Origin of the sequence: Pseudomonas sp. BNK-30 (assembly GCF_047456185.1) — a bacterium.
GTDB classification, from domain to species: Bacteria; Pseudomonadota; Gammaproteobacteria; order Pseudomonadales; family Pseudomonadaceae; genus Aquipseudomonas; species Aquipseudomonas putida_E.
The window spans coordinates 810,789-836,868 of record NZ_CP179904.1 but is presented as its reverse complement, the minus strand read 5'-3'; the positions used below and the strand labels follow the sequence as shown (position 1 = coordinate 836,868).

The 26,080-nt window shown below is 61.9% G+C and carries 21 protein-coding genes and 1 pseudogene; 6 read left to right on the top strand and 16 right to left on the bottom strand.

What is annotated here, in order from left to right:
• Positions 1 to 155: 155 nt before the first annotated feature.
• The 13 genes and pseudogenes from astE to acs form a co-directional block, all read right to left on the bottom strand.
• A complete protein-coding gene (gene astE, locus ACMGGN_RS03935; RefSeq protein ID WP_046785389.1) occupies positions 156 to 1,163 on the bottom strand; it encodes a succinylglutamate desuccinylase in 1,008 nt (335 codons plus the stop codon).
• Between the two features lie 10 nt (positions 1,164 to 1,173).
• Positions 1,174 to 1,464: a hypothetical protein gene (locus tag ACMGGN_RS03930; protein ID WP_039602667.1), complete on the bottom strand. Its 291-nt coding sequence runs from the start codon at positions 1,462 to 1,464 to the stop codon at positions 1,174 to 1,176.
• A gap of 14 nt (positions 1,465 to 1,478) precedes the next feature.
• Positions 1,479 to 2,828 (bottom strand): N-succinylarginine dihydrolase, encoded by a 1,350-nt coding sequence (gene astB, locus ACMGGN_RS03925; RefSeq protein WP_414156472.1) that lies wholly within the window; start codon positions 2,826 to 2,828, stop codon positions 1,479 to 1,481.
• A gap of 23 nt (positions 2,829 to 2,851) precedes the next feature.
• Positions 2,852 to 4,315, bottom strand: coding sequence for a succinylglutamate-semialdehyde dehydrogenase (gene astD / locus ACMGGN_RS03920; protein ID WP_046785391.1), 1,464 nt, complete (start codon positions 4,313 to 4,315; stop codon positions 2,852 to 2,854).
• Positions 4,316 to 5,344, bottom strand: coding sequence for an arginine N-succinyltransferase (astA, locus tag ACMGGN_RS03915; protein ID WP_012315596.1), 1,029 nt, complete (start codon positions 5,342 to 5,344; stop codon positions 4,316 to 4,318). It lies immediately after the preceding gene.
• Positions 5,345 to 5,398: 54 nt separating this feature from the next.
• Positions 5,399 to 6,418, bottom strand: a complete 1,020-nt coding sequence (aruF, locus tag ACMGGN_RS03910) for an arginine/ornithine succinyltransferase subunit alpha (protein ID WP_046785392.1) — start codon at positions 6,416 to 6,418, stop codon at positions 5,399 to 5,401.
• A gap of 140 nt (positions 6,419 to 6,558) precedes the next feature.
• On the bottom strand, positions 6,559 to 7,779 hold the full coding sequence (locus ACMGGN_RS03905) for an aspartate aminotransferase family protein (protein ID WP_115274158.1): 1,221 nt from the start codon (positions 7,777 to 7,779) through the stop codon (positions 6,559 to 6,561).
• A gap of 294 nt (positions 7,780 to 8,073) precedes the next feature.
• A pseudogene (gene argR / locus ACMGGN_RS03900) lies at positions 8,074 to 9,053 on the bottom strand (transcriptional regulator ArgR).
• Between the two features lie 100 nt (positions 9,054 to 9,153).
• Positions 9,154 to 9,918, bottom strand: a complete 765-nt coding sequence (locus tag ACMGGN_RS03895; protein ID WP_046785395.1) for an ABC transporter ATP-binding protein — start codon at positions 9,916 to 9,918, stop codon at positions 9,154 to 9,156.
• Between the two features lie 22 nt (positions 9,919 to 9,940).
• The gene (locus tag ACMGGN_RS03890; RefSeq protein WP_115274156.1) at positions 9,941 to 10,639 is read right to left on the bottom strand and encodes an ABC transporter permease; all 699 of its coding nucleotides are present in this window, start codon (positions 10,637 to 10,639) and stop codon (positions 9,941 to 9,943) included.
• Positions 10,636 to 11,325 carry an ABC transporter permease gene (locus ACMGGN_RS03885; RefSeq protein ID WP_012315602.1) on the bottom strand — a complete coding sequence of 230 codons (690 nt, stop codon included), beginning with the start codon at positions 11,323 to 11,325 and terminating at the stop codon, positions 10,636 to 10,638. Before ACMGGN_RS03885 ends, ACMGGN_RS03890 begins: the two co-directional genes overlap by 4 nt.
• An 88-nt stretch (positions 11,326 to 11,413) precedes the next feature.
• Positions 11,414 to 12,199: an ABC transporter substrate-binding protein gene (locus ACMGGN_RS03880; protein ID WP_115274155.1), complete on the bottom strand. Its 786-nt coding sequence runs from the start codon at positions 12,197 to 12,199 to the stop codon at positions 11,414 to 11,416.
• A 506-nt stretch (positions 12,200 to 12,705) separates the two neighbouring features.
• Positions 12,706 to 14,667 carry an acetate--CoA ligase gene (gene acs / locus ACMGGN_RS03875; RefSeq protein ID WP_174142111.1) on the bottom strand — a complete coding sequence of 654 codons (1,962 nt, stop codon included), beginning with the start codon at positions 14,665 to 14,667 and terminating at the stop codon, positions 12,706 to 12,708.
• 427 nt (positions 14,668 to 15,094) lie between these two features.
• On the opposite strand from acs, the gene ACMGGN_RS03870 reads away from it, so the two are divergent.
• Positions 15,095 to 15,349, top strand: coding sequence for a DUF2790 domain-containing protein (locus ACMGGN_RS03870; RefSeq protein WP_012315605.1), 255 nt, complete (start codon positions 15,095 to 15,097; stop codon positions 15,347 to 15,349).
• An 81-nt stretch (positions 15,350 to 15,430) separates the two neighbouring features.
• Here the strand turns inward: ACMGGN_RS03870 and ACMGGN_RS03865 are convergent, their stop codons facing one another.
• Positions 15,431 to 16,990 carry a sigma-54-dependent phenylalanine hydroxylase transcriptional regulator PhhR gene (locus tag ACMGGN_RS03865; protein WP_046785398.1) on the bottom strand — a complete coding sequence of 520 codons (1,560 nt, stop codon included), beginning with the start codon at positions 16,988 to 16,990 and terminating at the stop codon, positions 15,431 to 15,433.
• Positions 16,991 to 17,246: 256 nt separating this feature from the next.
• On the opposite strand from ACMGGN_RS03865, the gene phhA reads away from it, so the two are divergent.
• The 4 genes from phhA (at position 17,247) to ACMGGN_RS03845 (ending at position 20,053) form a co-directional block, all read left to right on the top strand.
• Positions 17,247 to 18,035 (top strand): phenylalanine 4-monooxygenase, encoded by a 789-nt coding sequence (gene phhA, locus ACMGGN_RS03860; RefSeq protein ID WP_046785399.1) that lies wholly within the window; start codon positions 17,247 to 17,249, stop codon positions 18,033 to 18,035.
• A gap of 39 nt (positions 18,036 to 18,074) precedes the next feature.
• Positions 18,075 to 18,431: a 4a-hydroxytetrahydrobiopterin dehydratase gene (locus ACMGGN_RS03855; RefSeq protein WP_039604830.1), complete on the top strand. Its 357-nt coding sequence runs from the start codon at positions 18,075 to 18,077 to the stop codon at positions 18,429 to 18,431.
• A gap of 211 nt (positions 18,432 to 18,642) precedes the next feature.
• On the top strand, positions 18,643 to 18,768 hold the full coding sequence (locus tag ACMGGN_RS03850; protein ID WP_256345817.1) for a hypothetical protein: 126 nt from the start codon (positions 18,643 to 18,645) through the stop codon (positions 18,766 to 18,768).
• A 97-nt stretch (positions 18,769 to 18,865) separates the two neighbouring features.
• Positions 18,866 to 20,053, top strand: a complete 1,188-nt coding sequence (locus ACMGGN_RS03845; RefSeq protein ID WP_115274154.1) for an MFS transporter — start codon at positions 18,866 to 18,868, stop codon at positions 20,051 to 20,053.
• Between the two features lie 87 nt (positions 20,054 to 20,140).
• Here ACMGGN_RS03845 and ACMGGN_RS03840 read toward each other — a convergent pair whose 3' ends face one another.
• Positions 20,141 to 23,158 (bottom strand): FAD-binding and (Fe-S)-binding domain-containing protein, encoded by a 3,018-nt coding sequence (locus ACMGGN_RS03840; RefSeq protein WP_115274153.1) that lies wholly within the window; start codon positions 23,156 to 23,158, stop codon positions 20,141 to 20,143.
• 152 nt (positions 23,159 to 23,310) lie between these two features.
• Between ACMGGN_RS03840 and ACMGGN_RS03835 the strand changes: the two genes are divergently transcribed.
• Positions 23,311 to 24,195 carry a LysR substrate-binding domain-containing protein gene (locus ACMGGN_RS03835; RefSeq protein ID WP_046785402.1) on the top strand — a complete coding sequence of 295 codons (885 nt, stop codon included), beginning with the start codon at positions 23,311 to 23,313 and terminating at the stop codon, positions 24,193 to 24,195.
• A gap of 100 nt (positions 24,196 to 24,295) precedes the next feature.
• On the opposite strand, the gene ACMGGN_RS03830 is transcribed toward ACMGGN_RS03835, so the two are convergent.
• On the bottom strand, positions 24,296 to 25,717 hold the full coding sequence (locus tag ACMGGN_RS03830; RefSeq protein WP_161871241.1) for an amino acid permease: 1,422 nt from the start codon (positions 25,715 to 25,717) through the stop codon (positions 24,296 to 24,298).
• Between the last annotated feature and the right edge of the window lie 363 nt (positions 25,718 to 26,080).

Below are 26,080 nucleotides of genomic sequence, written 5' to 3'. Positions count from 1 at the left end.
TTTTGCCGCTGGCAAGCCAATTACCGCTCAAGGGAAGGGAAAATGGAACAGGCGGTGAATTAAATGGTTTTCATGGGCAGCATTCAGCGACGACTGGCCGTTGTAGAAGCGCCCTTGCGCGACAAAAGGCCGCTCCTGCAAGGCAATGCGCAATCTCAGCCCAGGCGCTGCCCCGAGTCCGGGACGATGAGAATGCCGGCGCGCAGCCCGTTCTTGACCTTGGGATTGGGAAAGATGATCCGCGCCCCCTCCTCCTCCACCACCCAGCGCATTTCGGCCAGGTCCTCGGCCAGCAGATAACCTTTGCTCAGCTCGGAGAAGTTCTCGATATCCACCGGCAGGTGCAGGCGGAAGCCCTCACTGTGCTTGATGATCTCGCGAGCCACACTGAACAGTTTAAGACCATCGAGCGAATCTTCGGCCTCAGGCTCATTGCCTTCGATGATCTGGATCAGGCGCTCCTCCAGCTTGTCGAGGTTGACCTGCTCGTTCTGCCCGAACGGCCGTGCCTTGCCAAGCTCCAGGGTGAACGCCTCTGCATCGAGCTGCTCATAGGTGAAAGCACTGAAGGTGATCGAGGACTTGCTCTGCAGCAGCACCGCCTCCATGCCGGCAGCAGCCAGGCGAGCCAGCTCGCGACGAGAATGCTTGCGCCCCTCTTTATAGGGGTAAAGGGCAAACTGCTCGATCTTGGAGCCACGAATGGCGGTATGCAGGTCGTAATGCAGGCGGGTACGCTCGGGCTTGCTGAAGAACACCCGGGCGAACTGCTCAAGTTCCGCGGCACGCAATGCCTCGAAACCACTGGAAAGCTCGTGACGACCATTGAACAGGCGGTTGATGTCCTGCTCGATGAAGCGCTCGCCCTTGCGGATGGCCGCGGGGTTGCCGAACAGGAACATCACACGCGAACGCGGCTTGATCTTGCCATTGGCCACGCCATGCAGCAGCCGTTCGAGCAATTCGATCGGCGCCGTTTCATTGCCATGGATACCGGCCGACAACAGCAGGTCCAACCCGCAATCGTCGCCTTCGGGCGGACGCACCTCAAGTGCGCCCTCCCCCAGCCAGCGTAAACGCACGCCCTTGGGTGTGACTTGGGTCTTCTCGGCCGGCTCATGATCGGTCAGGGTCAGCTCAAGCAATTTGCCAAGGGCGAGCATAGGCGCTTCCTTAGTGGTCGTGGCCGCAGTCGGGGCCATGGACGTGGTCATCGTCTTCACCGACTTCTGCCGGCTCCATCTCCAGCTGCAGGCTGACCAGGTTGGTAGCCATCGGGCGCAGCAGCAGGTTGGCGTACTCGGTGTCGTTCTCATCGACGTCGACACCGATCAGCAATTGGCCACGGCCGTCTTGCTGAATCCACACTTCCTTGCCCTGCCAGACAACGGCAAAGCGGGTGCAGGAGGTTTCCAGCTGGGTGCCGTCTACATCTTCAAGGATCAGGCGCAGGGCGTCGGTCATTACAAAATCTCTCTTCAAGGTTGGCGTTGGAACGGATAGACCGAGCCCAACTTCAGAATCTGGGTCAACTCATCCAGCGCCGTACGGCATTCGACCAGCAACTGCGGGTCGGCAAGGTCCGCTTCGCCCAGGCGGTCGCGGTAGTGCTTGTCGACCCACTGCAACAGTGTGTCGTACAGCGGGGCGGTCATGATAACGCCTGGATTGACCGCCGCCAGTTCCGATTCCTTCAAAGCCACACGCAAGCGCAGGCATGCCGGGCCGCCGCCGTTCTGCATGCTTTGCTTGAGGTCGAACACCTTGACCTCCTTCACCGCGCCACCCTGGCTGGTCAGTTGCTGCAGGTACGCCCAGACGCGCTCATTGTTGCGGCACTCCTCTGGCACCACCAGCAGCATCGAGCCGTCGTCGCGGCTGAGCAGCTGGCTGTTGAACAGGTAGGAACGCACCGCATCCTCTACCGCCACCGCCGCCCGTGGCACACGGATGGCCTGGAAGTTGCCACCCTTGCTGGCCAGTTTAGCCTGCAGCTGGCCAAGCACCGCGTCAGTCTCGAGGAAAGCATCTTCGTGGTAGAACAGCACCTCGCCATTGCCCACCGAAATCACATCGTTGTGGAATACACCCTGATCGATCACTGACGGATTCTGTTGAGCGTAGACCACACCGTCCTCGCTCAGACCGTGAAGCCGTGCTACGGCCTGTGAAGCTTCCAGGGTCTGGCGCGCCGGATACTTCTGCGGCGCGGGATAGCGGCTGTCGAACGCGCTGCGACCGTAGACGAAAAACTCAACGCCCGGCTCGCCGTAGCTGCGGCAGAAGCGCGTATGGTTGGCCGCGCCCTCGTCGCCGAACTGCGCCACGGCAGGCAGCGCCAGGTGATGGGCAAAGTGCTGCTCATTGCTGAACATGGCGGCCAGCACACGGCTGGTGGTCGGATGCTCGATGCTGCGGTGGTACTTGCAGTTGAGGTTGGCCGCGGTGAAATGCACGCGGCCATCAGCGGTGTCGGCGCTGGGGCTGACGGTGGCGGCGTTGGCCACCCACATGCTCGATGCCGAACAGCTGGCGACCAGCAGCGGCATGGCCTCTTTGGCCGCGCGCTGGATGACTTCGGCATCGCTGCCGCTGAAGCCCAGGCGGCGTAACGCCGCTACGTCGGGGCGCTCCTGCGGCGCCAGCACACCCTGCTTGAAGCCCATGTCGGCCAGCGCTTTCATCTTTGCCAGGCCTTGGCGCGCCGCTTCACGCGGGTTCGAGGCCTGCTGGCTGTTGCTCTGCGAGGCCACGTTACCGTAGGACAGGCCGCCGTAATTGTGGGTAGGCCCCACCAGGCCATCAAAATTCACTTCATAGGATTTCATCGGCTAGGCTCCGTGACCTGTTGTTATAGGGTGACGCCCGGCGTCAGGGTCGCCGGCAGGGCAAGGCTGGCAGTCTCCAGCGAAGCCACGGGGTAAGCGCAGTAATCGGCGGCGTAATAGGCGCTGGCGCGATGGTTGCCACTGGCGCCTACCCCCCCGAACGGCGCGCTGCTGGCGGCACCGGTCAGTTGCTTGTTCCAGTTGACGATGCCGGCGCGGCTGCGCAGCCAGAAGTACTGGTAGCGGGCACGGGAGTCTGACAACAGCCCGGCGGCCAGGCCGTACTGGGTGTTGTTGGCCTCGTCGATGGCGGCATCGAAGTCGGTGTAACGAATCACCTGCAGCAGCGGGCCGAAAAACTCTTCGTCGGGCCGGTCGGCCACGGCGGTGACATCGATGATGCCCGGGGTCAGCAGTGCGGCATCGGCCTGGGGCTGGGTCATCTCCAGCAACTGGGTAGCACCCTTGGCGAGCAGCTCAGCCTGCGCCGCGACCAGCGCCCGCGCAGCCTGCAGCGAAATCACCGAACCCATGAAGGGTGCCGGCTGCTGATCAAAAGCGCCGACCGTGATGCCTTTGCACACCTCGACCAACCGCGTGACCAGCGCATCGCCCCAGGCGCCCTGCGGCACCAGCAGGCGGCGAGCACAGGTGCAGCGCTGCCCTGCGGAGATGAACGCCGACTGGATGATCGTGTATACCGCCGCGTCAAGGTCCTTGACCTCATCCACCACCAACGGGTTGTTGCCGCCCATTTCCAGGGCGAGGATCTTGTCCGGACGGCCGGCGAACTGCTGGTGAAGCAGGTTGCCGGTACGGCTGGAGCCAGTGAAGAACAAGCCATCGATACCTGGGTTGGCAGCCAGCGCCACGCCCGTTTCACGTGCGCCCTGCACCAGGTTGAGCACGCCGGCAGGCAGGCCCGCGGCGATCCAGCAATTGACTGTCAGTTCGGCGACCTTGGGGGTCAGCTCGCTGGGCTTGAACACCACACAGTTACCGGCCAGCAGCGCCGGTACAATGTGGCCATTGGGCAAGTGGCCGGGGAAATTGTAGGGGCCGAACACCGCCACCACTCCGTGGGGCTTGTGCCGCAGTACGGCGGTAGCATCGGCCAGCGGGCCGCTTTTCTCACCCGTGCGCTCGCGGTAGCTCTGTATCGAGATCGCGACTTTGTTGACCATGCTGGTGACTTCGGTAGCCGACTCCCACAGCGGCTTGCCGGTTTCCTCGCCAATACAGTAGGCCAGTGCCTCGGAATGCTGCTTGAGCTGTTCGGCGAACTTTTCCAGCACGTCGATGCGCGCCTCCAGGCTCAGTTGCGCCCAGGCCGGAAAAGCCTGACGCGCGGCCTGCACGGCAGCGTCGACCTGGCCGGCATCGGCGCCCTGCCCTTGCCAGACAACGGCTTGCGTGACCGGGTTGAGCGACTGCAGGGCTTCACCCTGGCCGGCCTGCCAGCTGCCGGCGATGTAATGCGTGGTCATTTACTGGGCCTCCCGGCTTGCCGACAGCGGCACGGCGCGCACATTGTCGCCAGCGCCCATGCGCAGGCGCTTGGCGGTTTGCGGGTCGACCACCAGGGTGCCCGCAGCCAGACGTGCGGGCGCGGCAGTGATACGGCAGTCATCGCGCTTGCGGTTATGGATGATGTAAGGGGTTGCGTCATCGCCAGGCGTACCGACGGCCAGCACCAGGGTCTGGCTCTCGCGTACGGCACGGATCTTCGAGGTTTCGCACTCGATGGCCGGGCCTGCGTCGAAGATGTCGACATACCCCTGGTAGCTGAAGCCTTCCTGCTTGAGCATGGCCAGGGCAGGCTCGGTGTCGGTGTGCACACGGCCGATGACGCTGCGCGCAGCCTCCGACAGGAAGCAGGTGTACAACGGGAACTTGGGCATCAGCTCGGCAATGAACGACTTGTTGCCCACACCAGTGAGGTAGTCGGCCTGGCTGAACTCCATCTTGAAGAAGTGCCGCCCAAGGCTCTCCCAGAAGGGCGAACGGCCCTGCTCGTCAGACATGCCACGCATTTCGGCGATGATCTTGTTGCCGAACAGCTCCGGGAACTCGGCGATGAACAGCATGCGCGCCCGCGACAGCAAGCGGCCATTGAGCCCGGAGCGGTGGTCGCTACGCAGGAACAACGAGCACAGTTCGGAGTTGCCGGTCAGGTCGTTGGCCAGGAACAGGGTGGGGATTTCGCGATAGATGTTCAGCTCCTGCGAGGCGCTGACGGTCAGGCCCACCCGGTAGTTGTACCAGGGCTCGCGCAGGCCGACGGCCCCGGCGATGGCACTGATGCCGACCACCAGGCCTTCGTCGTTCTCCAGCACGAACAGGTAGTCGGTGTCACCGCGCTCGGCTTCACCACGGAAGCTCTTCTCGGCCCAGCCGACACGATGCCCGAGGCGCTCCTCGTTGGCCGGCAAGGTGGTCAGCCCGGTGGTACCGGTGCTGCGTGCCAATTCGATCAGCGCAGGTAAATCGCTGCTGCGTACAGGACGAACGATCATGCTATCTCCTTGTGCGGCAACTGTAGCTACCGCAAAACTCTCTGTTCCCAGACCTCAGACCGCGACCAGGCGCACGCTGGCACCCTCGCCCACACCCAGCGCCTCGGCAGCCTCTGCACTGAGGCTGACCGGCTTGCCCGGCACCCAGTCCAGTTCGACCAGCACCGCGCGGTAATCCTGCAGTTGGCCGTTGCACACCAGGTACGGGCGCCCGCCCTTGACCGGCCCTTCCTCGAGCTTGACCGGCACCACCCTGCTCTGGGCGATCGAGCGGATGCCCGAGGCACGCGCATGCAAGGTCGGGCCGCCATCGAAGATGTCGATATAGTGCTCGGTCTCGAAGCCCTCACGCATGAGGATGTCGAAAGTGATCTGCGCGCGCGGATGCACCTGGCCCATGGCTTCCTGGGCAGCGTCCGGCAGCAGGGGCACATAGATCGGGTAGTGCGGCATCAGTTCGGCGAGGAAGGTACGGCTTTTCAGGCCGCACAGGCGCTCGGCGTGGGCATAGTTGAGGTCGAAGAAGTTGCGCCCGATGGCATCCCAGAACGGCGACTCGCCTTGCTCGTCGCTGTAACCGACGATTTCGGTGACCACCGAGTCGGCAAAGCGCTCCGGGTGCGAGGCCATGAACAGCAAGCGGCCACGCGAATTCAGCTCGGCCCAGCCACTGTTCACCAGTTCAGGCAGTACATAGAAGCTGGTCAGCAGGCTGTTGCCGGTGAGGTCATGGCACAGCGACAGGACGTGGATCTTGTTGTGGATCTTCAGTTCGCGGGAGGCGTGCACGAAGGTTTCGTTGCGAAAGCTGTAGAACGGCTCGGAGTAGCCCGCCGAGGCGACGATTGCCGAGCAACCGGCCAGCTTGCCGGTGACACTGTCCTCGAGCACGAAGAAGTAGCTTTCTTCGCCATTGAAACTGACTTCGGCAGCGAACGACGTTTCCGAGGCGGCGATCTTGTCGCCCAGACGGGCAGCGTCGTCCGGCAGCGAAGTGACACCAACGGGGCTGTCGGCAGCCATGCGCTGCACTTCGTTCAGATCAGCCATTTGCGCGGGGCGCATCACCAGCATGGTGTCACTCCTTTGGAAAAACTGGCCGCTTTCGCGGCACGGAAAAACGGCGGGCGCGTGTTGAGTCTGCAAGCACGCGCCCGCACTGGAATTCTGCTATCACCGGCCCGCTCGGGGCCGGCGAAAGGACCGCCAGCGAATCAGGCCTTGGTCAGTTTGGCCACAGCCCGCTCGAAGCGGTCCAGGCCTTCATCGATATCGGCATCTTCGATCACCAGGCTCGGCGCGAAGCGCACCACGTCCGGGCCGGCCTGCAGTACCATCACGCCTTCCTTCTCGGCGGCATTGAGGATGTCCTTGGCCTTGCCCTGCCAGGCTTCGGTCAGCACGCAGCCGATCAACAGGCCGACACCACGCACCTGAGAGAACAGGCCGGCCTGCTGGCCGATCTTCTCCAGACGCACCTTGAAGCGCTCATGCTTGGCTTTGATACCGGCCAGGGTTTCTGGGGTGTTGATCACATCCAGCACCGCGCAGGCAACGGCACAACCCAACGGGTTACCGCCATAGGTAGTGCCGTGGGTGCCGACCGCCAGATGCTTGGCAAGCTCACTGGTGGTGAGCATGGCGCCGATCGGGAAACCACCACCCAGGCTCTTGGCGCTGGTCAGGATGTCCGGCGTCACGCCGTAGTGCTGATAGGCGTACAGCGAGCCGGTACGGCCCACACCGGTCTGCACTTCATCGAAGATCAGCAGGGCGTTGTGTTCGTCACACAGCTTGCGGGCGCCTTCCAGGTACGCCTTGTCGGCCGGGACCACACCGCTCTCGCCCTGGATCGGCTCGATCACCACGGCGCAGGTCTTGTCGGAAATCTGTGCCTTCAGCGCTTCCAGGTCGTTGTAGGGCACATGGCTGATGCCGGTGATCTTCGGGCCGAAACCGTCCGAGTACTTCGGCTGACCGCCGACACTGACGGTGAACAGGGTGCGACCGTGGAAGCTGTTCACGGCGGAGATGATTTCGTGCTTGTCGGGACCGAAGCGGTCATGGGCGACACGACGGGCCAGCTTGAAGGCGGCCTCGTTGGACTCAGCGCCGGAGTTGCAGAAAAAAGCACGGTCGGCAAAGGTGGCATCGACCAGTTTATGTGCCAGGCGCAGTGCCGGTTCGTTGGTGAAGACGTTGGAAACGTGCCAGAGGGTATTGGCCTGGTCGGTCAGGGCCTTGACCAGTGCCGGATGGCAGTGGCCCAGGGCGTTTACCGCAATGCCACCGGCAAAGTCGATGAGCTCGCGACCCGACTGGTCCCATACGCGGGAACCCTCGCCTCGCACAGGAATGAAGGCCGCCGGAGAATAGTTGGGGACCATGACCTGGTCGAAATCGGCACGTTGCACCGGGGCTTGCTCAACGGACATCTGAGTCTCCTGAAGAGGAACGCTGGCCTGGAAGTGGCGAGCGATGGGGGGATTGTAAGGACTGATCTGCGCCTGTCCTTGCGGCCAAGCGACAACTTGTTACAGCGCAAAACCCAGTTTTACCCAGGCTTTCGGCAATGCGACAAACACTGTCGCAATCGCGCAGTGTAACGGCAGAGCGGGACTGGGTGAACGGGTGTTCACATAAGAAGACATGCCGGCTGTACCGGCGGCAACCCGATCAGTATGAGAGCCTGCCTGCCGGCGATGGAAGCGCATTGCGCAGGGAAGCTTTCAGCCCTTTTCGGCAGGCGCCGAACTCAATTCGAAGGGGCTGCTGTTACGCCGCTGGTTACGGTCTTCCCGTGGCGTGGCGCCAAAGAAATTGCGGTAGGCGCTGGAGAAATGCGGGCCGGAGGAGAAACCACAGGAAAGGCCGATCTGGATGATCGATTTGCTGGTCTGCATCAGCATCTGCCGCGCCTTGTTCAGCCGCAACTCCAGGTAATACTGGCTGGGCACGCGATTGAGGTACTGCTTGAAGATGCGCTCCAGTTGCCTGCGCGATACGCATACATGCTGAGCGATTTCGTCGGTGGTCAGCGGCTCTTCGATGTTGGCTTCCATCAACAGCACCGCCTGGGTCAGCTTCGGATGGCTGGAGCCGAGGCGGTTCTGCAGCGGAATGCGCTGGCGCTCCCCCCCTCACGGATGCGCTCGACCACCAGCTCCTCGGAAACCGCACCAGCCAGCTCAGCCCCGTGATCACGCGCCAGCACCGCCAGCAGCAAGTCGGTCACCGCCATACCGCCGCAAGCGGTCAGGCGATCACGGTCCCAATCGAACAGATGGCTGGTGGCGATGACCTTGGGGAAGCGCTCGGCAAAGTCGTCTTGCCAGCGCCAATGCACCGCTGCGCGGTAACCATCGAGCAGGCCGAGCATGGCCAACGGATACACCCCCGCAGACAGCCCGCCAATAATGCAGCCGCTACGGGCCAATTGCTTGAGTGCCGAGGACAGCGCCGGCCCCAGCGCCTGGGGCAACTCGTCAGCGAGCAGGAACAGTTTGTGACAACCCTCCAGGCGCCCGTTCCAGGGCTCGCCCGGCAGGCGCCAGGCACCTTCCTGCGCAGGCTCGGCCTGCAGAAAGGCCAGCTCGTAAACCACGTCAGGATGTACCCGCTGGGCCACCAGCAATACTTCCTCCGCCAGCGCCAACGTCAAGGGCTTGGTGCTTGGCCAGATGAGAAAACCGATTCGCTGGGTGGTCATAGGGTAAGGTCCGAAACCTGAAGTCGTTCGAGTCTGTGGCGCCAGGGCAGACTGCGCACTGCTGCGCAGCATGCCCTATTCTGGTGCGAAGGTGCAGCCTTTACTTCAGGCTGCCAGAGAGAAACTGCTTGAGCCGCTCCGATTGCGGGTTAGCCAGCACTTCGCGCGGGCAGCCGGTCTCTTCGACCAGGCCTTTGTGCAGGAACACCAACTGGTTGGACACCTCGCGAGCAAAGCCCATCTCGTGGGTCACCACCACCATGGTCCGGCCTTCCTGGGCCAGGGCCTGCATGACCTTTAGCACATCGCCGACCAGTTCGGGGTCGAGCGCCGAAGTCGGCTCGTCGAACAGCATCACTTCAGGCTCCATCGCCAACGCTCGGGCAATCGCCACACGCTGCTGCTCACCGCCGGACATATGCCCCGGGAAAGCATCCTTGCGATGGGCGACGCCCACCTTGGCCAGGTAGTGCTCGGCTTTTTCCAGGGCTTCTTTCCTGTTCACGCCAAGCACGTGCACCGGCGCCTCGATGACGTTTTCCAGCGCGGTCATGTGCGACCACAGGTTGAAGTGCTGGAACACCATCGACAGCCGCGAGCGCATGCGCTGCAGCTGGCGCGGGTCGGCAGCCTTGAGCGCGCCGTCCTTGCCGGCGACCAGCTTCAGCTCTTCGTTGTTGAGCAGTATCTTGCCGGCGTGCGGCTGCTCGAGCAGGTTGATGCAGCGCAGGAAGGTCGACTTGCCCGAACCGCTGGAGCCGATAATGCTGATCACATCGCCTGCCTTGGCCGCCAGGGACACACCCTTGAGCACTTCATGGCTGCCGTAGCGCTTGTGCAGGTCTTGGACTTCTAGTTTGTACATGCTGTCGGTTCTCACAGAGCGTTCAGTGCTTGCGCGGCGCCAGGTAGCCGAGCCAGCGGCGTTCGGCCATCTTGAACAGGCGCACCAGGATGAAGGTCAGGCACAGATAGAACACGCCCGCCGTGATGTAGGCCTCGAAAGGCAGGTAGTACTGGGCATTGACCGTACGTGCGGCACCGGTGATGTCGATCAGGGTCACGATCGACGCCAGGCTGGTGGTCTGCAGCATCATGATCACTTCGTTGCTGTACTGCGGCAGTGCCCGGCGCAGGGCCGACGGCAGCAGGATGCGACGGTACATCTTCATGCGGGACATACCCATGGCCTTGGCCGCCTCGATCTCGCCGTGCGGGGTAGCCTTGAGGCTGCCGGCGATGATTTCGGCGGTGTAGGCACTGGTGTTGACGGCAAATGCCAGGCACGCACAAAACGTGGCGCTCGATAGCAATGGCCAGAAGATGCTTTCGCGCACTGCCTCGAACTGAGCCAGGCCGTAGTAGATCAGGAACAGCTGCACCAGCATCGGCGTGCCGCGGATCACATAGGTGTAGAGCCAGGCCGTGAGGTTGACCACCGGCTGCTTGGACACCCGCATCAAGCCCAGCGGCACAGCCGCCAGCAGGCCGAAGAACAGCGATATCGCCAGCAGCTTGAGGGTGGTCAGCAGGCCGCCGAGGTACAGCGGCATGGCCTCCCAGATGACGTTGTAATCGAAAATCATAGCTCAGCCACCTTGACGCCCACCGAGTAGCGCTTCTCGAGATACTTCAGTGCCAGCAGCGAGACACTGGTCAGCACCAGGTACAACGCCGCCACCGCCAGGAAGAAGGTGAAGGGTTCGCGGGTGGCGTCTGCCGCCTGCTTGGCCTTGAACATCATGTCCTGCAGGCCGACCACCGAAATCAGGGCCGTCGCCTTGGTCAGTACCAACCAGTTGTTGGTGAAGCCCGGGATCGCCAGGCGGATCATCTGCGGCACCTGAATGCGGAAGAATACCTGCCGGTTGCTCATGCCATAGGCCGCGCCAGCTTCGGCTTGGCCCTTGGGAATACCCAGGAACGCACCTCGGAAGGTTTCTGACAGGTAGGCGCCAAAGATGAAGCCCAGGGTACCGATGCCTGCGACCAGCGGGTTCAGGTCGATGTAGTCGTCATAGCCCACCAGCGGCCCCAAACGGTTGATGATGTCCTGCCCGCCGTAGAAGATCAGCAGGATCAGCACCAGGTCCGGAATACCCCGGATCACCGTGGAATACATATCGCCCAACCAGGCCAGCCAGCGCACCGGCGACAAGCGCAGCGCCACGCCAATCAGGCCGAGCACAATGGCCAGGGCCATCGACGACAGGGCGAGCTGCAGCGTCAGCCACGCCCCGTCGAGGATGACTGCCCCGTAGCCTTTCAACATGATGAGGTCCTCGACCTAAAGAATGAAAAATGGTGCAAACCTCAGAGCCTCTGCTGTTTGCACCATTGCACAGGTGAAACTCGACGTGTTACTTCGAGTCTGGACCGTAGATGTCAAAGTTGAAGTACTTGTCCTGGATCTGCTTGTACTTGCCGTTTGCACGGATCGCGTCGATGGCCTTGTTGATACGCTCGCGGTTGGCATCGTCACCTTTGCGCACGGCGATGCCGATGCCGTCACCGAAGTATTTCGCGTCGGTGAACGAAGGACCAACGAAGGCAAAGCCCTTGCCGGCGTCGGTTTTCAGGAAACCGTCTTCCAGCAGGGTGGCATCAGCCACGGTGCCGTCGAGGCGGCCAGCGGCCACGTCGAGGTAGATTTCGTTCTGGGTGCCGTACGGAACCACGGTGGCACCTTTGGCGCCCAGCACTTCCTTGGCGAAGCGGTCGTGGATCGAGCCGCGCTGCACGCCGATCTTCTTGCCTTTGAGTTCATCCAGGCTGTCGCTGACGGTAGCGCCGTCCTTCATCACCAGGCGCGCTGGGGTCAGGTAGTAGCGCTTGGTGAAATCGACCGATTTCTTGCGGTCATCGGTAATCGACATGGACGACAGGATGGCGTCGATCTTGCGCACCTTCAGCGCCGGGATCAGGCCGTCGAACTCCTGCTCGACCCAGGTGCACTTGGCTTTCATCTCTTCACACAGGGCGTTGCCGATGTCGTAGTCGAAACCGGCGATGCTGCCGTCGGGCTGCTTGAAGGCGAAGGGTGGGTAGGCCGCTTCGATACCGATTTTCAACGGTTTTTCATCAGCCTGCGACACCAGGGAAAACACGGAAAGCGCCAGGGCGCCAAGCAGTGCGAGCTTCTTCATCAGGTAACTCCATCGGTACGGGGCATTACAAGGCAGGAGTAACAACTGCCCGATATGCGAATGGGTACAACGCGAGCCGCGCAGGGTTCGACCAAGGTCGCAGACCACGAGCGAGTGAGTGGCATTTTAACGACAGCCCGGTAGTCGATATTTCTTCAAAGCGACAACTACTTACAGAAGCGCTTGAAACGGCAGCGGGCGAGGTTGACAGCCTTTGCAAGATATGCAAGAGCGCAAGGAAAATAACCTATAGAACTAGCAATTACTGGGCCTATTATTGGCAAAGCCTTGTACGACGGCAAGTGTAGCGTGCTGCACTGCAAGAAATGGCGCCGCGAACGCACCGAAACGGGTCATGAGTGTTCCCGCTCGCCCCGCAGCTGTGCGTAATCGGTGACAGAAGAGTTACCGATGAATGTCGGGTAACAGTAAAGCAAAAACCCCGCCGGTTGCCCGTGCGGGGTTTTCGTGCGAAGCAGGACTGCCCTGCAGTCCCGCTCATTTCATCAGGCCGACGCCAGGTTCATTGCCTTGTGGGTATCAATCAAATGCTGCACCACGCCCGGGTCGGCCAGGGTGGAGATATCACCTAGCGAGCCGTATTCCGCCGTGGCGATCTTGCGAAGGATACGTCGCATGATCTTGCCCGAGCGCGTCTTCGGCAGCCCTGGTGCCCACTGGATAACATCCGGCGAGGCAATCGGGCCGATCTCCTTGCGCACCCAGTTCTTCAGCTCCATGCGCAACTGCTCGGTAGGCTCCACGCCGGCATTGAGGGTCACGTACACATAGATGCCCTGCCCTTTGATATCGTGCGGCACCCCCACCACCGCAGCCTCGGCCACTTTGGCATGGGCGACCATGGCGCTTTCGATCTCTGCGGTACCCATACGGTGGCCGGAAACGTTGAGCACGTCATCCACCCGGCCCGTGATCCAGTAGTAGCCATCCTCGTCACGGCGCGCGCCGTCACCGGTGAAGTACATGCCGCGGAACGTCTTGAAGTAGGTATCGACGAAGCGGTCATGATCGCCATACAGCGAGCGGGACTGGCCCGGCCAGGAATCGAGGATCACCAGGTTGCCCTCGGCGGCACCATCGATCAGGTTGCCCAGGTTGTCCACCAGCGCCGGCACCACACCGAAGAACGGGCGGGTCGCAGACCCCGGCTTGAGGCCCGTGGCGCCCGGCAGGGGGCTGATCAGGATGCCGCCGGTCTCGGTCTGCCACCAGGTGTCGACGATCGGGCAACGCTCCTTGCCGACGGTCTTGTAGTACCAGTTCCAGGCCTCAGGGTTGATCGGCTCACCGACCGACCCCAGCAGGCGCAGGCTCGAGCCGTCGGCACCCTCAACGGCCGCCTGCCCTTCGGCCATCATGGCGCGAATCGCGGTGGGTGCGGTGTAGAGGATGTTGACCTTGTGCTTGTCGACGATCTTCGATACCCGGGTAATGTCCGGATAGTTCGGTACGCCCTCGAACAGCAGCGTGGTCGCACCGTTGGCCAGCGGCCCGTAGACGATGTAGCTGTGGCCGGTGACCCAACCGACGTCAGCGGTGCACCAGTAGACCTCGCCGGGGCGGTAGTCGAACACGCGCTCGTGGGTCAGCGCGGCGTACACCAGGTAACCCCCCGTGGTGTGCAGCACGCCCTTGGGCTTGCCGGTGGAGCCGGAGGTATAAAGAATGAACAGCGCCTCCTCGGCACCCATTTCCTTTGGCGCGCAATGGCTGGAAGCCACCTTCATCAGGTCTTCGTACCAGATGTCTCGGTGCTGGTGCCAGGCGATGTCACCACCGGTGCGCTTGCACACGATGATTTTCTGCACGCTGTTGGTTTCAGGGTTGGTCAGCGCCAGGTCCACGTTGGCCTTGAGCGGAGTACGGCGGCCACCGCGCAAACCTTCGTCGGCGGTGATCACCACCTTGGACTTGCAATCGATGATGCGCCCGGCCAGCGCTTCAGGCGAGAAGCCGCCAAACACCACCGAGTGAATCGCACCGATGCGGGCACAGGCCAGCATGGCAACCACGGCCTCAGGGATCATCGGCATGTAGATGGTCACTACATCCCCACGGTGCACGTCCTGCCCGCGCAGGGCGTTGGCGAATTTGCAGACCTGCTCGTGCAGTTCGCGATAGGTAATGTTGCGGTGCTCGGAAGGGTCGTCACCTTCCCAGATGATTGCCAGTTGGTCGCCGCGCTCTTCGAGGTGGCGGTCCAGGCAGTTGGAGGAGACGTTGAGAGTGCCGTCGGCAAACCACTTGATATCGACATGGTGATCGTCGAAGGAAGTCTGCTTGACCTTGGTGAAAGGCTTGATCCAGTCAATGCGCTGGGCCTGCTCACGCCAGAAGCCGTCCGGGTTGATCACCGATTGCTGGTACATGGCCTTGTAGGTGGCCTCGTCGGTCAGGGTAGTGGCCGCAACCTCGGGACGAACGGGATACAGTGGAGCCGCACTCATCTGTGTTACCTCGGTGTAATAGTTGTTTTTGTATGGAACCGTTTGTAACTGTACCAGAGCGGCAAAAGCCATACGACGATGGTAGTAACGCGACAGGTTGCGCACCTTGTGGACGGCCGGAAAGGCTCTAGGCCGCAGCTGGCAACCCGGCGAGAGGGGAAGGCAAAAGATTTTCCCGGGGGATTGTTACAGTTTCTGTCAAAAGGCGAAAAAACTTTATCAAAACGCCCACTGTTTCCCTTAATTACCGAAGCATAAGATTCACTACGCCAGCAACGGCAAAGGCGATTAACAACTGGTAACAGTCACAGCCCCCACGAAGGCAACTCGTTAATCGCGCGCTAATCCGATAGTTGAAAACTTGGCTGTATTCGCGGTGCCACAAGCGCCGCGTGCCCCCTCACGACCTTAGACAGGTAAATAGAAAATGAAAGCGTTACTGGTATTGGTACTTGGTAGTCTTTGCAGCGCGGCAATGGCCGATGAAGCAAAGGATGCCGAGCAGATTCCGGTTGAACAGTACAGTTATTCGCAGCACCTGGATATCGCCCGCGTCATCTCCATGAGCGAAGTGCCAAACGTGTGCGAAGTCGTGCCGGCCCGCATGACCTACGAGGATTCCAAGGGTCAGAAGCACATTCTCGAATACCGCGTCATGGGTAACGGCTGCTCCAACGGCTGATGAATGATTTGGGCCCTGCGGGGCCCATTCGTCAACAACCCCACGATGAACAGTGTTGAGTTTAATCCACCCGCCACTCCGTCACTCATTCGACTTGCCCAACGAATAATCCCGCAACTTGTTGGCAATGGTTGTATGTGAAACACCCAGTCGTTTGCCCAGCGCCCGGCTACTTGGATATTCCCCGATCAGACTTTCCAGTACAGCCTTTTCAAAGCGCCCGACAATCTGCGAAAGATCACCTTCAAGGGTAAATTCACCCAAGGGTTGCCGCACGCCGTAATCCGGCAGGCGGATATGCTCGCCTTTCACTATTCCGCCTTCGCACAGCGATACCGCCTGGAACAATACGTTTTCCAGTTGCCGGACATTGCCCGGCCAATGGTAGTGCGCCAGTTTGTCCATCGCCGCAGGCGCCAGGCGCGGCAGGGCACAACCAATCTGCCGGCTGGCCTGATCGAGAAAGTGCTGCACCAACCCCTCCAGGCCGTCCATGCACTCGCGCAACGGCGGTATGTGCAACGACAACACATTGAGGCGATGGTACAGGTCCTGGCGGAATTCGCCCCGAGCGCACAATTCGGAAAGGTCCACCTGGGTTGCGCAGATCACCCGTACATCCAGGTACACCTCCTCATCACTGCCTACACGACGGAAGCAGCCGTCCTGCAGAAAGCGCAGCAGCTTCACCTGCAGGCGAGGGCTCATCTCCCCCACCCCATCGAGGAACAGTGTCCCACCAGCGGTCAACTCCAGAAGGCCCAGTTTGCCTTCGGCGCGCGCGCCCTCGAACGCACCGGGGCCATAACCGAACAGCTCGGTTTCCGCCATGGACTCTGGCAGGCCGGCACAATTGAGGGCCATCAAAGGCGCCTGCCCCCGCGGGCTAGCCAGGTGGCAGGCACGCGCCAGCAGTTCCTTGCCGGTACCTGTCTCGCCTTCGATCAGCAACGGTGCATCCAGCGGCGCCATGCGCCGCGCCTCACGCACCACCGCCGCCATCACACGCGAGCTTTGGAAGATGCTGTCGAAACCGCGCAGCTCCTGCTTGCGCACGTTATAGATGCGCTCGCCGATGCGGTCGGCACGGTGCAGGGTCAACACCGCGCCAGCCAATGCCTCGCTGTCGTCATGCTCGGACTGCAAAGGTGCGATGTCGGCCAGAAAAATGTCACCTTTGACCTTGACCCGCAGGCCATTGATTCGCGATTTGTTGGCCCGCACCAGTTCCGGCAGGTCGAAGTCCTCGACATAGCGCGCCAATGGGATGCCCGGCACCTCGTCGACCCTCACGCCCAGCAACTGCGCGGCGGTGCGGTTGGCGGCGACGATACTGCCGCCCATGTCGACCGACAGCACCGGGAAATCCAGCGCCCCCAGCAGCGCGTTGAGCTCCATGTGCCGTCGCTCGCTGGGCATCAGGCCGACACGCTTGACCCCGAAGACCCCGGCGATGGACTCGAATTTCGGGCGTAGAGCCTGGAACTGCAGGTTTATCAGGTTCGGGCAATGCAGGTAGATGGCATTGCCATGGTCGCCACCGACCTCACCACGGAGCACGTTGATACCGTACTCCACCAACAGGTTGAGGATGTCGCGAAGGATGCCGATGCGGTTCTGGCAATGCACTTTGATACGCATGAAAGCTCTCGAAGCGGCGAAGTTTTTAAACCGGCCGCATAATATTCGTAAAGAAAAGCTGACAAAAACACAGCAAGGGCCAGCTCGACACACCGAATTTTCCGCGATGCCGCCATGTTTGTAAAATTATCGTTACGAAAAACGCCTTGAAACTGCAGTTCAGGCGTTCTGACACCGGGTGCAATCGGGCAGATGAAGGGATATTTCTTAGGTATGTCGTGGACATAACAATAAAAGCCCTCACCAGGAGAGCCACATGAAACAGACGCAATACGTGGCGCGCGAGCCCGATGCGCAAGGCTTCATCGACTACCCGCAGCAAGAACATGCGGTATGGAACACGCTGATCACCCGCCAGCTGAAAGTCATCGAAGGCCGGGCATGCCAGGAGTACCTGGATGGCATCGATCAGCTCAAGCTGCCCCATGACCGCATTCCGCAACTGGGCGAGATCAACAAAGTGCTGGGCACCACCACCGGTTGGCAGGTTGCCCGTGTGCCGGCACTGATCCCCTTCCAGACCTTTTTCGAGCTGCTGGCCAGCAAACGCTTCCCGGTCGCCACGTTCATCCGCACCCCACAAGAGCTGGATTACCTCCAGGAACCGGACATCTTTCACGAGATCTTCGGCCACTGCCCGCTGCTGACCAACCCTTGGTTCGCCGAGTTCACCCACACCTATGGCAAGCTGGGCCTGGCCGCGACCAAGGAACAGCGCGTGTACCTGGCGCGCCTGTACTGGATGACCATTGAGTTCGGCCTGATGGAGACCGCACAAGGCTGCAAGATCTATGGCGGCGGCATCCTCTCTTCGCCCAAGGAAACCGTCTACAGTCTGTCCGGTGAGCCGGAGCACCAGGCCTTCGACCCGATCGAGGCCATGCGCACCCCCTACCGCATCGACATCCTGCAGCCCCTGTACTTCGTGCTGCCGAACCTCAAGCGCCTGTTCGACCTGGCCCACGAAGACATCATGGGCATGGTCCAGCAAGCCATGCAGCTGGGGCTGCATGCGCCGAAGTTTCCACCCAAGGTCGCCGCCTGAGCGACCTTGCCGACAACAACTCGAATCGGAAAACACCTCATGAATGCCTTGAACCAAGCCCACTGCGAAGCCTGCCGCGCCGATGCGCCGAAAGTCACCGACGAGGAACTGGCCGAACTCATCCGCGAGATACCGGACTGGAACATCGAAGTACGTGACGGTCATATGGAGCTGGAGCGTGTGTTCCTGTTCAAGAACTTCAAGCACGCCCTGGCATTTACCAACGCAGTAGGCGAAATCGCTGAAGCCGAAGGTCATCACCCAGGCCTGCTGACCGAATGGGGCAAGGTAACCGTGACTTGGTGGAGCCACTCCATCAAGGGCCTGCACCGCAACGACTTCATCATGTGCGCGCGGACCGACAAGGTTGCCGATACCGCTGAAGGGCGCAAGTAACACGTTGCAAAAGGCCGCTGCGCGCCCTGTTCGCGGGGCGCGCAGCGGCCTTGTTGTGTCAGGAAAATGTCCGGTATCCGCCCGCAAAACCGACAAGCGACCGGGAAAAATTACAAACTGTCATCCAGACTTGTGTATCCTGCCTCAGCTTTGCGAAGCTCCAAACGCGCCTGGCGCAGCCTTTTGACTCACACTTGCGAGGAACGACGAGATGCACGAAATCCCGAATCTTCCCTTCCCAAGCCTGAACCCCGAAGAGCAAACCGTTGCCGCTCACTCCGAACCGGCGCCTGCCGTCGAGGATGGCGACGATCAATCCAGCGCTGACCAGGAATAACCGCGCATCCCCACGACTGTGTGAAAACGGCTGACTTTCGGACTACCGCTGTCATCACGTTTTCACACCGTCCAGAACTTCTGCCACGTAGGCCCCCATGCCCGACTCACCGCGCCCCCTTGCGGTCACCCTGCAAGTCGTCTCCATCGTCCTGTTCACCTTTATCGGCTACCTGAACATCGGCATACCCCTCGCCGTGCTGCCTGGCTACGTGCACAACGACCTGGGCTTCAGCACCGTCGTCGCCGGCCTGGTGATCAGTGTGCAATACCTCGCCACCCTGCTCAGCCGCCCCACAGCCAGCCGCATCATCGACAACCTGGGCAGCAAGAAAGCCGTCATGTATGGCCTCGCCGGTTGCGGCCTGAGTGGTGTTTTCATGCTCGCCTGCGCCTTCCTCACCCACCTGCCTTGGCTGAGCCTGGCCTGCCTGTTGGTCGGCCGCCTGGTACTGGGCAGTGCAGAAAGCCTGGTGGGCTCGGGTTCGATAGGCTGGGGGATTGGCCGGGTCGGCGCTGAAAACACCGCTAAAGTCATCTCCTGGAACGGGATCGCCAGCTATGGTGCGCTGGCCATCGGTGCCCCACTGGGCGTGCTGATGGTAAAGCACCTGGGGCTGTGGAGCATGGGGGTGAGCATCATCCTGCTATGCGCGATAGGCCTGCTGCTGGCATGGCCAAAACGCGCTGCGCCGATTGTCAGCGGCGTGCGTATGCCGTTTCTGCGGGTGCTGGGCAAAGTGTTCCCGCATGGTTCGGGGCTGGCTTTGGGCTCGATCGGCTTTGGCACCATCGCCACCTTCATTACCCTGTACTACGCCAGCCGTGGCTGGGCGAATGCAGCACTGACCCTGAGCCTGTTCGGTGCCAGCTTCATCTGTGCGCGGCTGCTGTTCGGCAATCTCATCAACAGGATTGGCGGGTTCAGGGTGGCGATCGTGTGCTTGTCGGTCGAGACACTGGGCCTGCTGATGCTGTGGCTGGCACCCAGCGCAGAGCTCGCCTTGACCGGAGCGGCGCTCAGTGGCTTCGGCTTCTCGCTGGTGTTCCCGGCGCTGGGCGTGGAAGCGGTGAATCAGGTTTCGGCAGCCAACCGCGGGGCGGCGGTGGGGGCATACTCGCTGTTCATCGACCTGTCGCTGGGCATTACCGGGCCACTGGTGGGCGCGGTGGCGTCGGGGTTCGGGTTTGCTTCGATGTTTCTGTTTGCGGCAGCGGCGGCGTGCTGCGGGCTGGTGTTGAGCCTGTACCTGTACCGTCAGGCGCGGCGTTTCAGGCATATTTGAGCGCATGTGGGGGGCGCTACGCACCCCTTTCGCGACACGAGGCCGCTCCTACGGGTAACCGCGTACCTCTGCAGGAGCGGCCTTGTTTCAGCGGGCGTACTGCAACACCACTTCCAGCGGATGGCGCATCTGCCGCTCGGTCATGCGCTTGACCTGGCTACGGCACGAATAACCGGTTGCCAGGGCCTCGCCCTCCTTGTCCAGCTTGGTCGCCCAGGACTGTTCGAAGATGGTCCGCGACGTCTCCTGGTTACGTGCCTCATGCCCGTAGGTACCGGACATGCCGCAGCACCCCGTGGCCTCGGTCACCAACTTCAGGCCCAGGCGCGCGAACACCTGCTCCCATTGCCGGGTACTGGCCGGCACGTTGGTCTTCTCGGTGCAGTGCGCCATCAGGCGGAAGTTGCCGGGCGCGGCGTGCGCCTGCTCGGGCAGCACATCCATCAGCCATTCCTGGGGCAGCAACACCTTCGGGCAGCCCTCCAGGCCCGGCACCTTCTGGTACTCCTGGCGGTAGACCAGGGTCATGGCAGGGTCCAGGCCCACCAGCGGTACACCACAGTCGGCCAGGGCCTTGAGCTGGGTGGCATTACGGATTGCCGCCTTGGCAAAAGCCCCCAAAAAGCCCTGCACGTGCAGCGGCTTGCCATTGGCACTGTAAGGCGCCAGGAACACACGGTGGCCAAGGCGATTGGCCAGCTCGATGAACGCGGCCAGCAGCGGTGTCTCGAAGTAACGAGTGAAGGCATCCTGCACCAGCACGATGCTGCGCTCGCGCTGCGCCGGGGTCAGTTCACGCAGCGCCGGCACACTGGCCACGCCAACCCGGCAGCGCGTGAGGGTGGACTGGAAGTTGAAGCGGCTGATCAGCGGGCTGTCGACCATGCCGACCTTGTCCGCCAACAAACTGCTGACCCACTTCGACCCCATCACCGCGTTGTACAGCCCCGGTGCATGGGCCAGGTAGGGGATGCTGAATTCCAGCGAACCGATCAGGTAATCACGCAGCGGGCGCTGGTAGCGACCGTGGTACAGCTCGAGGAAACGCGAGCGGAAGTCCGGCACATTGACCTTGATCGGGCACTGGCCTGCACATGACTTGCACGCAAGGCAGCCGGCCATGGCGTCGTAGACCTCATGGGAAAAGTCTTCCTGGCCCTGGTTGCGTGCACGGTTGTTGCGCAGCCGTGCCGGCAGCCCCTTGAGCCAGGACACCTTGTTGCGCGCCGCAGCCAGCACATCGATGTTCGCCTCACCCTGCAGGCGCAGCCATTCGCGCATCAACGAGGCGCGCCCCTTGGGCGAATGCTGGCGCTCACGGGTAGCCTTCCACGAGGGGCACATGGCGTCATTGGGGTCATAGTTGTAGCAAGCACCATTGCCGTTGCAGTGCACGGCACTGCCGAAGTCCTGCCATACACGCTCGTCGATGGTGCGGTCGAGGTCGCCACGCAAGGTTACGCCATCGACCCTGGTCAACCCTTCGGCGCTGCCTGGCGGGGTGCAGATCTTGCCGGGGTTGAGCTGGTTGCGCGGGTCGAAGGCACCTTTGAGGCGCTGCAACGCCGGATACAGCTCACCGAAGTACTCCGGCACATATTCCGAACGCAGCCCTTTGCCATGCTCGCCCCACAGCAGCCCGCCGTAGCGTTTGGTCAACGCCGCCACGGCGTCGGAAATCGGCTTGACCAGTGCCGCCTGGGCGGGGTCTTTCATGTCCAGTGCCGGGCGTACGTGCAGCACGCCGGCGTCGACGTGGCCAAACATGCCGTAGGCCAGGCCATAGCCGTCCAGCAGCGCGCGGAAATCGGCAATGTAGTCGGCCAGTTGCTCCGGCGGCACTGCGGTATCTTCAACGAAAGGTTGCGGGCGCACCTCGCCCTCGACGTTGCCCAACAGGCCCACCGAACGCTTGCGCATGGTGTAGACCCGAGTCACGGCCTCGGCCCCTTCGGCCAGGGTATGGCCCAGGCGCTCGACACTGGTGTCGCGCTGCAGATGGTCGATGAAGGCTTCAACCCGAGCATTGACCTCGGCCGGCTCATCGCCACAGAACTCCACCAGGTTGATACCCAGGGTGGGGCGCTCCGGGTCGGCCGGGAAGTACTCGGCAACGCTGTGCCAGACGATGTCTTTCATCGCCAGCATCAGCACCTTGGAGTCCACCGTCTCGATCGACAGCGGCTTGTGCGCCATCAGCGCATTGGCATCGCGCAGCGCGTCCATGAAGCTGGTGTAGCGGACATTGACCAGCACGGCATACTTGGGAATCGGCAGCACGTTGAGCTTGGCTTCGACCACATAACCCAACGAACCCTCGGCGCCGCACAGCACACTGTTGAGGTTGAAGCGGCCCTGTTCGTCGCGCAGGTGCGCCAGGTCGTAGCCGGTCAGGCAGCGGTTGAGCTTGGGGAAGGTGGTTTCGATCAGCTCGGCCTGGGTTTCCTGAATTTCGCGGGCAGTCCGATAGACCTCACCCACCCGACCGGGCGCAGCACAAGCCTGCTCCAGTGCAGCGTCATCGATCGGCAGGCTGTGCAGGCGCTCGCCACCGAGCAGCACGCTGTGCAGTTCCAGCACGTGATCGCGAGTCTTGCCGTAGGTGCAACTGCCCTGGCCGCTGGCGTCGGTGTTGATCATGCCGCCAACGGTAGCGCGGTTGGAGGTGGACAGTTCAGGCGCAAAGAACAGCCCGTGCGGCTTGAGCGCGGCATTGAGCTGGTCCTTGACCACGCCAGCCTGCACCCGCACCCAACGCTCCTGGACATTGATTTCGAGGATGGTGTTCATGTGCCGCGACAGGTCGACCACGATACCGTCGGTCAGCGATTGGCCATTGGTGCCGGTGCCGCCACCGCGCGGGGTCAGTTTGACCTGCTGGAAGCGTTCTTCGCCCATCAGCGCGGCCACCCGCGCCACATCGTCGGCGTCCAGCGGGAACACCGCCGCCTGGGGCAGGCGCTGGTAGATGGAGTTGTCGGTAGCCAGCACGGTACGGGTACCGTAATCGGCGCTGATCTGGCCACGGAAGCCGCTGCTGCGCAGGGCTTCGAGGAATTCTGGGTAGGCGGCGGTCGGCGCAGTGGTCGGCAGCTGGGCGATCATCGAAGGATGGCCTCTTGATATGGGCTAATTCACGGGAATCCTGTCGCCCTGGCATGGGTTGAGCCATGCCAGGATGACGAATAGGCCAATGTTCCTGTAGTTTCGCCCCAGGGGCAAACGGATAATCCTGCCGCTATCAATGACTTTTATGAATGAATTACCGCCACCTCACACCCTCCATGTCATTGCTGCTGGCTTTCGAGGCTGCCGCCCGGCATGAAAGCTACACCCGCGCAGCTGCCGAACTGTCCCTGACCCAGAGCGCGGTCAGCCGCCAGGTGCAGGCGCTGGAACAGCAACTCGGGCTGACCCTGTTCCGCCGCGAAGGCCGCCAGGTACAGCTCACCGACGTGGGCCGGCTGTACCAGCGCGAGCTCAGCGAAGCCTTGGGCCGCATCCGCAGCGCCACCTTGCAGGCCCTGGCTTACCAGTCCGGGGTCGGCACGCTGCGCCTGGCGACCTTGCCCACCTTCGGCTCCAAGTGGCTGCTGCCGCGCCTGCATGCCTTCTACAGCGCCCACCCGGGCATGCTGGTGCATATTCATTCGCGGATCGAAGCGATCAACTTCGACACCAGCGAGATCGATGCCGCCATCGGCGTGGCCAGCCATGACCTGCCGGGGCTGATCTGCCATCGGCTGCATGCCGAGGAACTGGTGGTGATCCTGCCACCGCAAGCCAACATCGACGGCCAGGGTTGGGACCCGGCACGTATCAGCGCCGAGGTGCTGCTCAACGTTGCCAACAATCCACATGCCTGGGGCGAGTGGTTTTCACACCATGGCCTGCCGCACCGGGCGATGCGCCTGGGGCCGAGTTTCGAGCTGACGTCACACCTGATCCAGGCGGTACGTGCAGGGATCGGCATCGGCTTGGTGCCGCGGATACTGGTGGACGAGGAGCTGGCCAAAGGCGAGCTGTTCAGCCCTGGTACGGCGTTCGCCAGCCAGCGCAGCTATTACCTGATCTATCCGCCAAGGAACGAAGCGTTGCCCTCGCTGCGGGCGTTTCGTGGCTGGTTGCTCGAGCAGATCTGAGTGCTTTCCTGCGTTCACAGACCCTGTCGCCGGCGAGGCGGCGCATAAAAAACCCGATGCCAGCCACCTGACATCGGGTTTCGTTCACCGCCCGCTGCGCTTACTTGGTAGCGGTGCCGGCTGCTGCGCCATTGCCCAGCTCACGACGCTTGGACTTGATGATGTAGAAGACGAACATCACCAGCACCCACACCGGAATGGCATACACCGAAACCTGGATGCCCGGGATTTGCAGCATGATGCCCAGGATCAGTACCACGAATGCCAGGCAGATGTAGTTGCCATAGGGGTACCACAGGGCCTTGAACAGCGGCTTCTGGCCGGTGCGGTCCAAGTGCTGGCGGAACTTCAGGTGCGAGTAACTGATCATGGCCCAGTTGATCACCAGGGTCGCCACGACCAGCGACATCAGCAGCTCCAGCGCATCATGCGGCATGAAGTAGTTGAGCAGCACGGCAATCAGGGTAACGGCTGCCGACACCAGGATCGAACGCACCGGCACGCCGCGCTTGTCGACCTTGGCCAGGGCTGCGGGGGCATCACCTTGCTCGGCCATGCCCAGCAGCATGCGGGCATTGCAGTAGGTACCACTGTTGTACACCGACAGTGCCGCCGTCAGGACCACGAAGTTCAACAGGTGGGCGGCCACATCGCTGCCCAGCAGCGAGAACACCTGAACGAACGGGCTGCTACCGTAGCTGCCGCCAGAAGCATCGATGCTGGCGACCAGGCTGTCCCACGGGGTCAGCGACAGCAGAACGACCAGCGCACCGATGTAGAAGATCAGGATGCGGTAGATGACCTGGTTGATGGCCTTGGGGATCACGGTTCTCGGCTTGTCGGCTTCGGCTGCAGTGAAGCCGAGCATTTCCAGGCCCCCGAAGGAGAACATGATGAACGCCAGCGCCATGACCAGGCCGCTGACACCATGCGGGAAGAAGCCCCCATGCGCCCACAGGTTGGTCACCGAAGCCTCGGGGCCGCCGCTGCCGCTGGTCAGCAGGTAGGCGCCCAGGCCGATCATGCCGACGATGGCCGCGACCTTGATGATGGCGAACCAGAACTCGGCTTCGCCGAACACCTTCACGTTCATGAGGTTGATGACGTTGATCAGCAGGAAGAAGCCCGCTGCCGTGACCCACGTCGGGATCTCCGGCCACCAGTAGTGAATGTACTTGCCGACCGCCGTCAGCTCCGACATGCCCACCAGGATGTACAGCACCCAGCAGTTCCAGCCCGACATGAAACCGGCAAAACCGCCCCAGTACTTATGGGCAAAGTGGCTGAACGAACCGGCCACCGGCTCTTCGACGATCATCTCGCCAAGCTGGCGCATGATCATGAAGGCGATGAAGCCGCAGATGGCGTAGCCCAGAATCATCGACGGGCCGGCGGATTTCATCACGCCTGCCGAGCCAAGGAACAGGCCGGTACCAATCGCGCCGCCAAGGGCGATCAACTGGATGTGGCGGTTCTTCAGGCCCCGCTTGAGCTCGCCTGAATGCATGTTGTGTTCACTCATGAACGAAGTCACCTGCATTGTTTTTATCTGTGACGGAATCGGACCCACCGCGCTCGTGGCGCAGCGGAATGGGCAAGGTGGTTACCTTGGTTTCTTGAACACAGTCGCCGCCGCAGCGGATCAGCCAGGTGTGAGCAAGAGTGCGCGGTACGCAAGAGGGTCACAGGTAAAACGCGGCGCACTGTATACCCCTGCAAGCGCGCAGGCGTCAACGCGTTGCGTCGTTTCCTCGGAAAAAACGCAGCGATCCTGTGGTAGGAAGCCCTGAAAGGCGGAGTGATCGGCGTACATGGCGCCTCCATTTGTTGTTCTATAGGCCCGGCTCTTCGGACGGGCTTTTGCACACGGCAATGGTCGCTATAT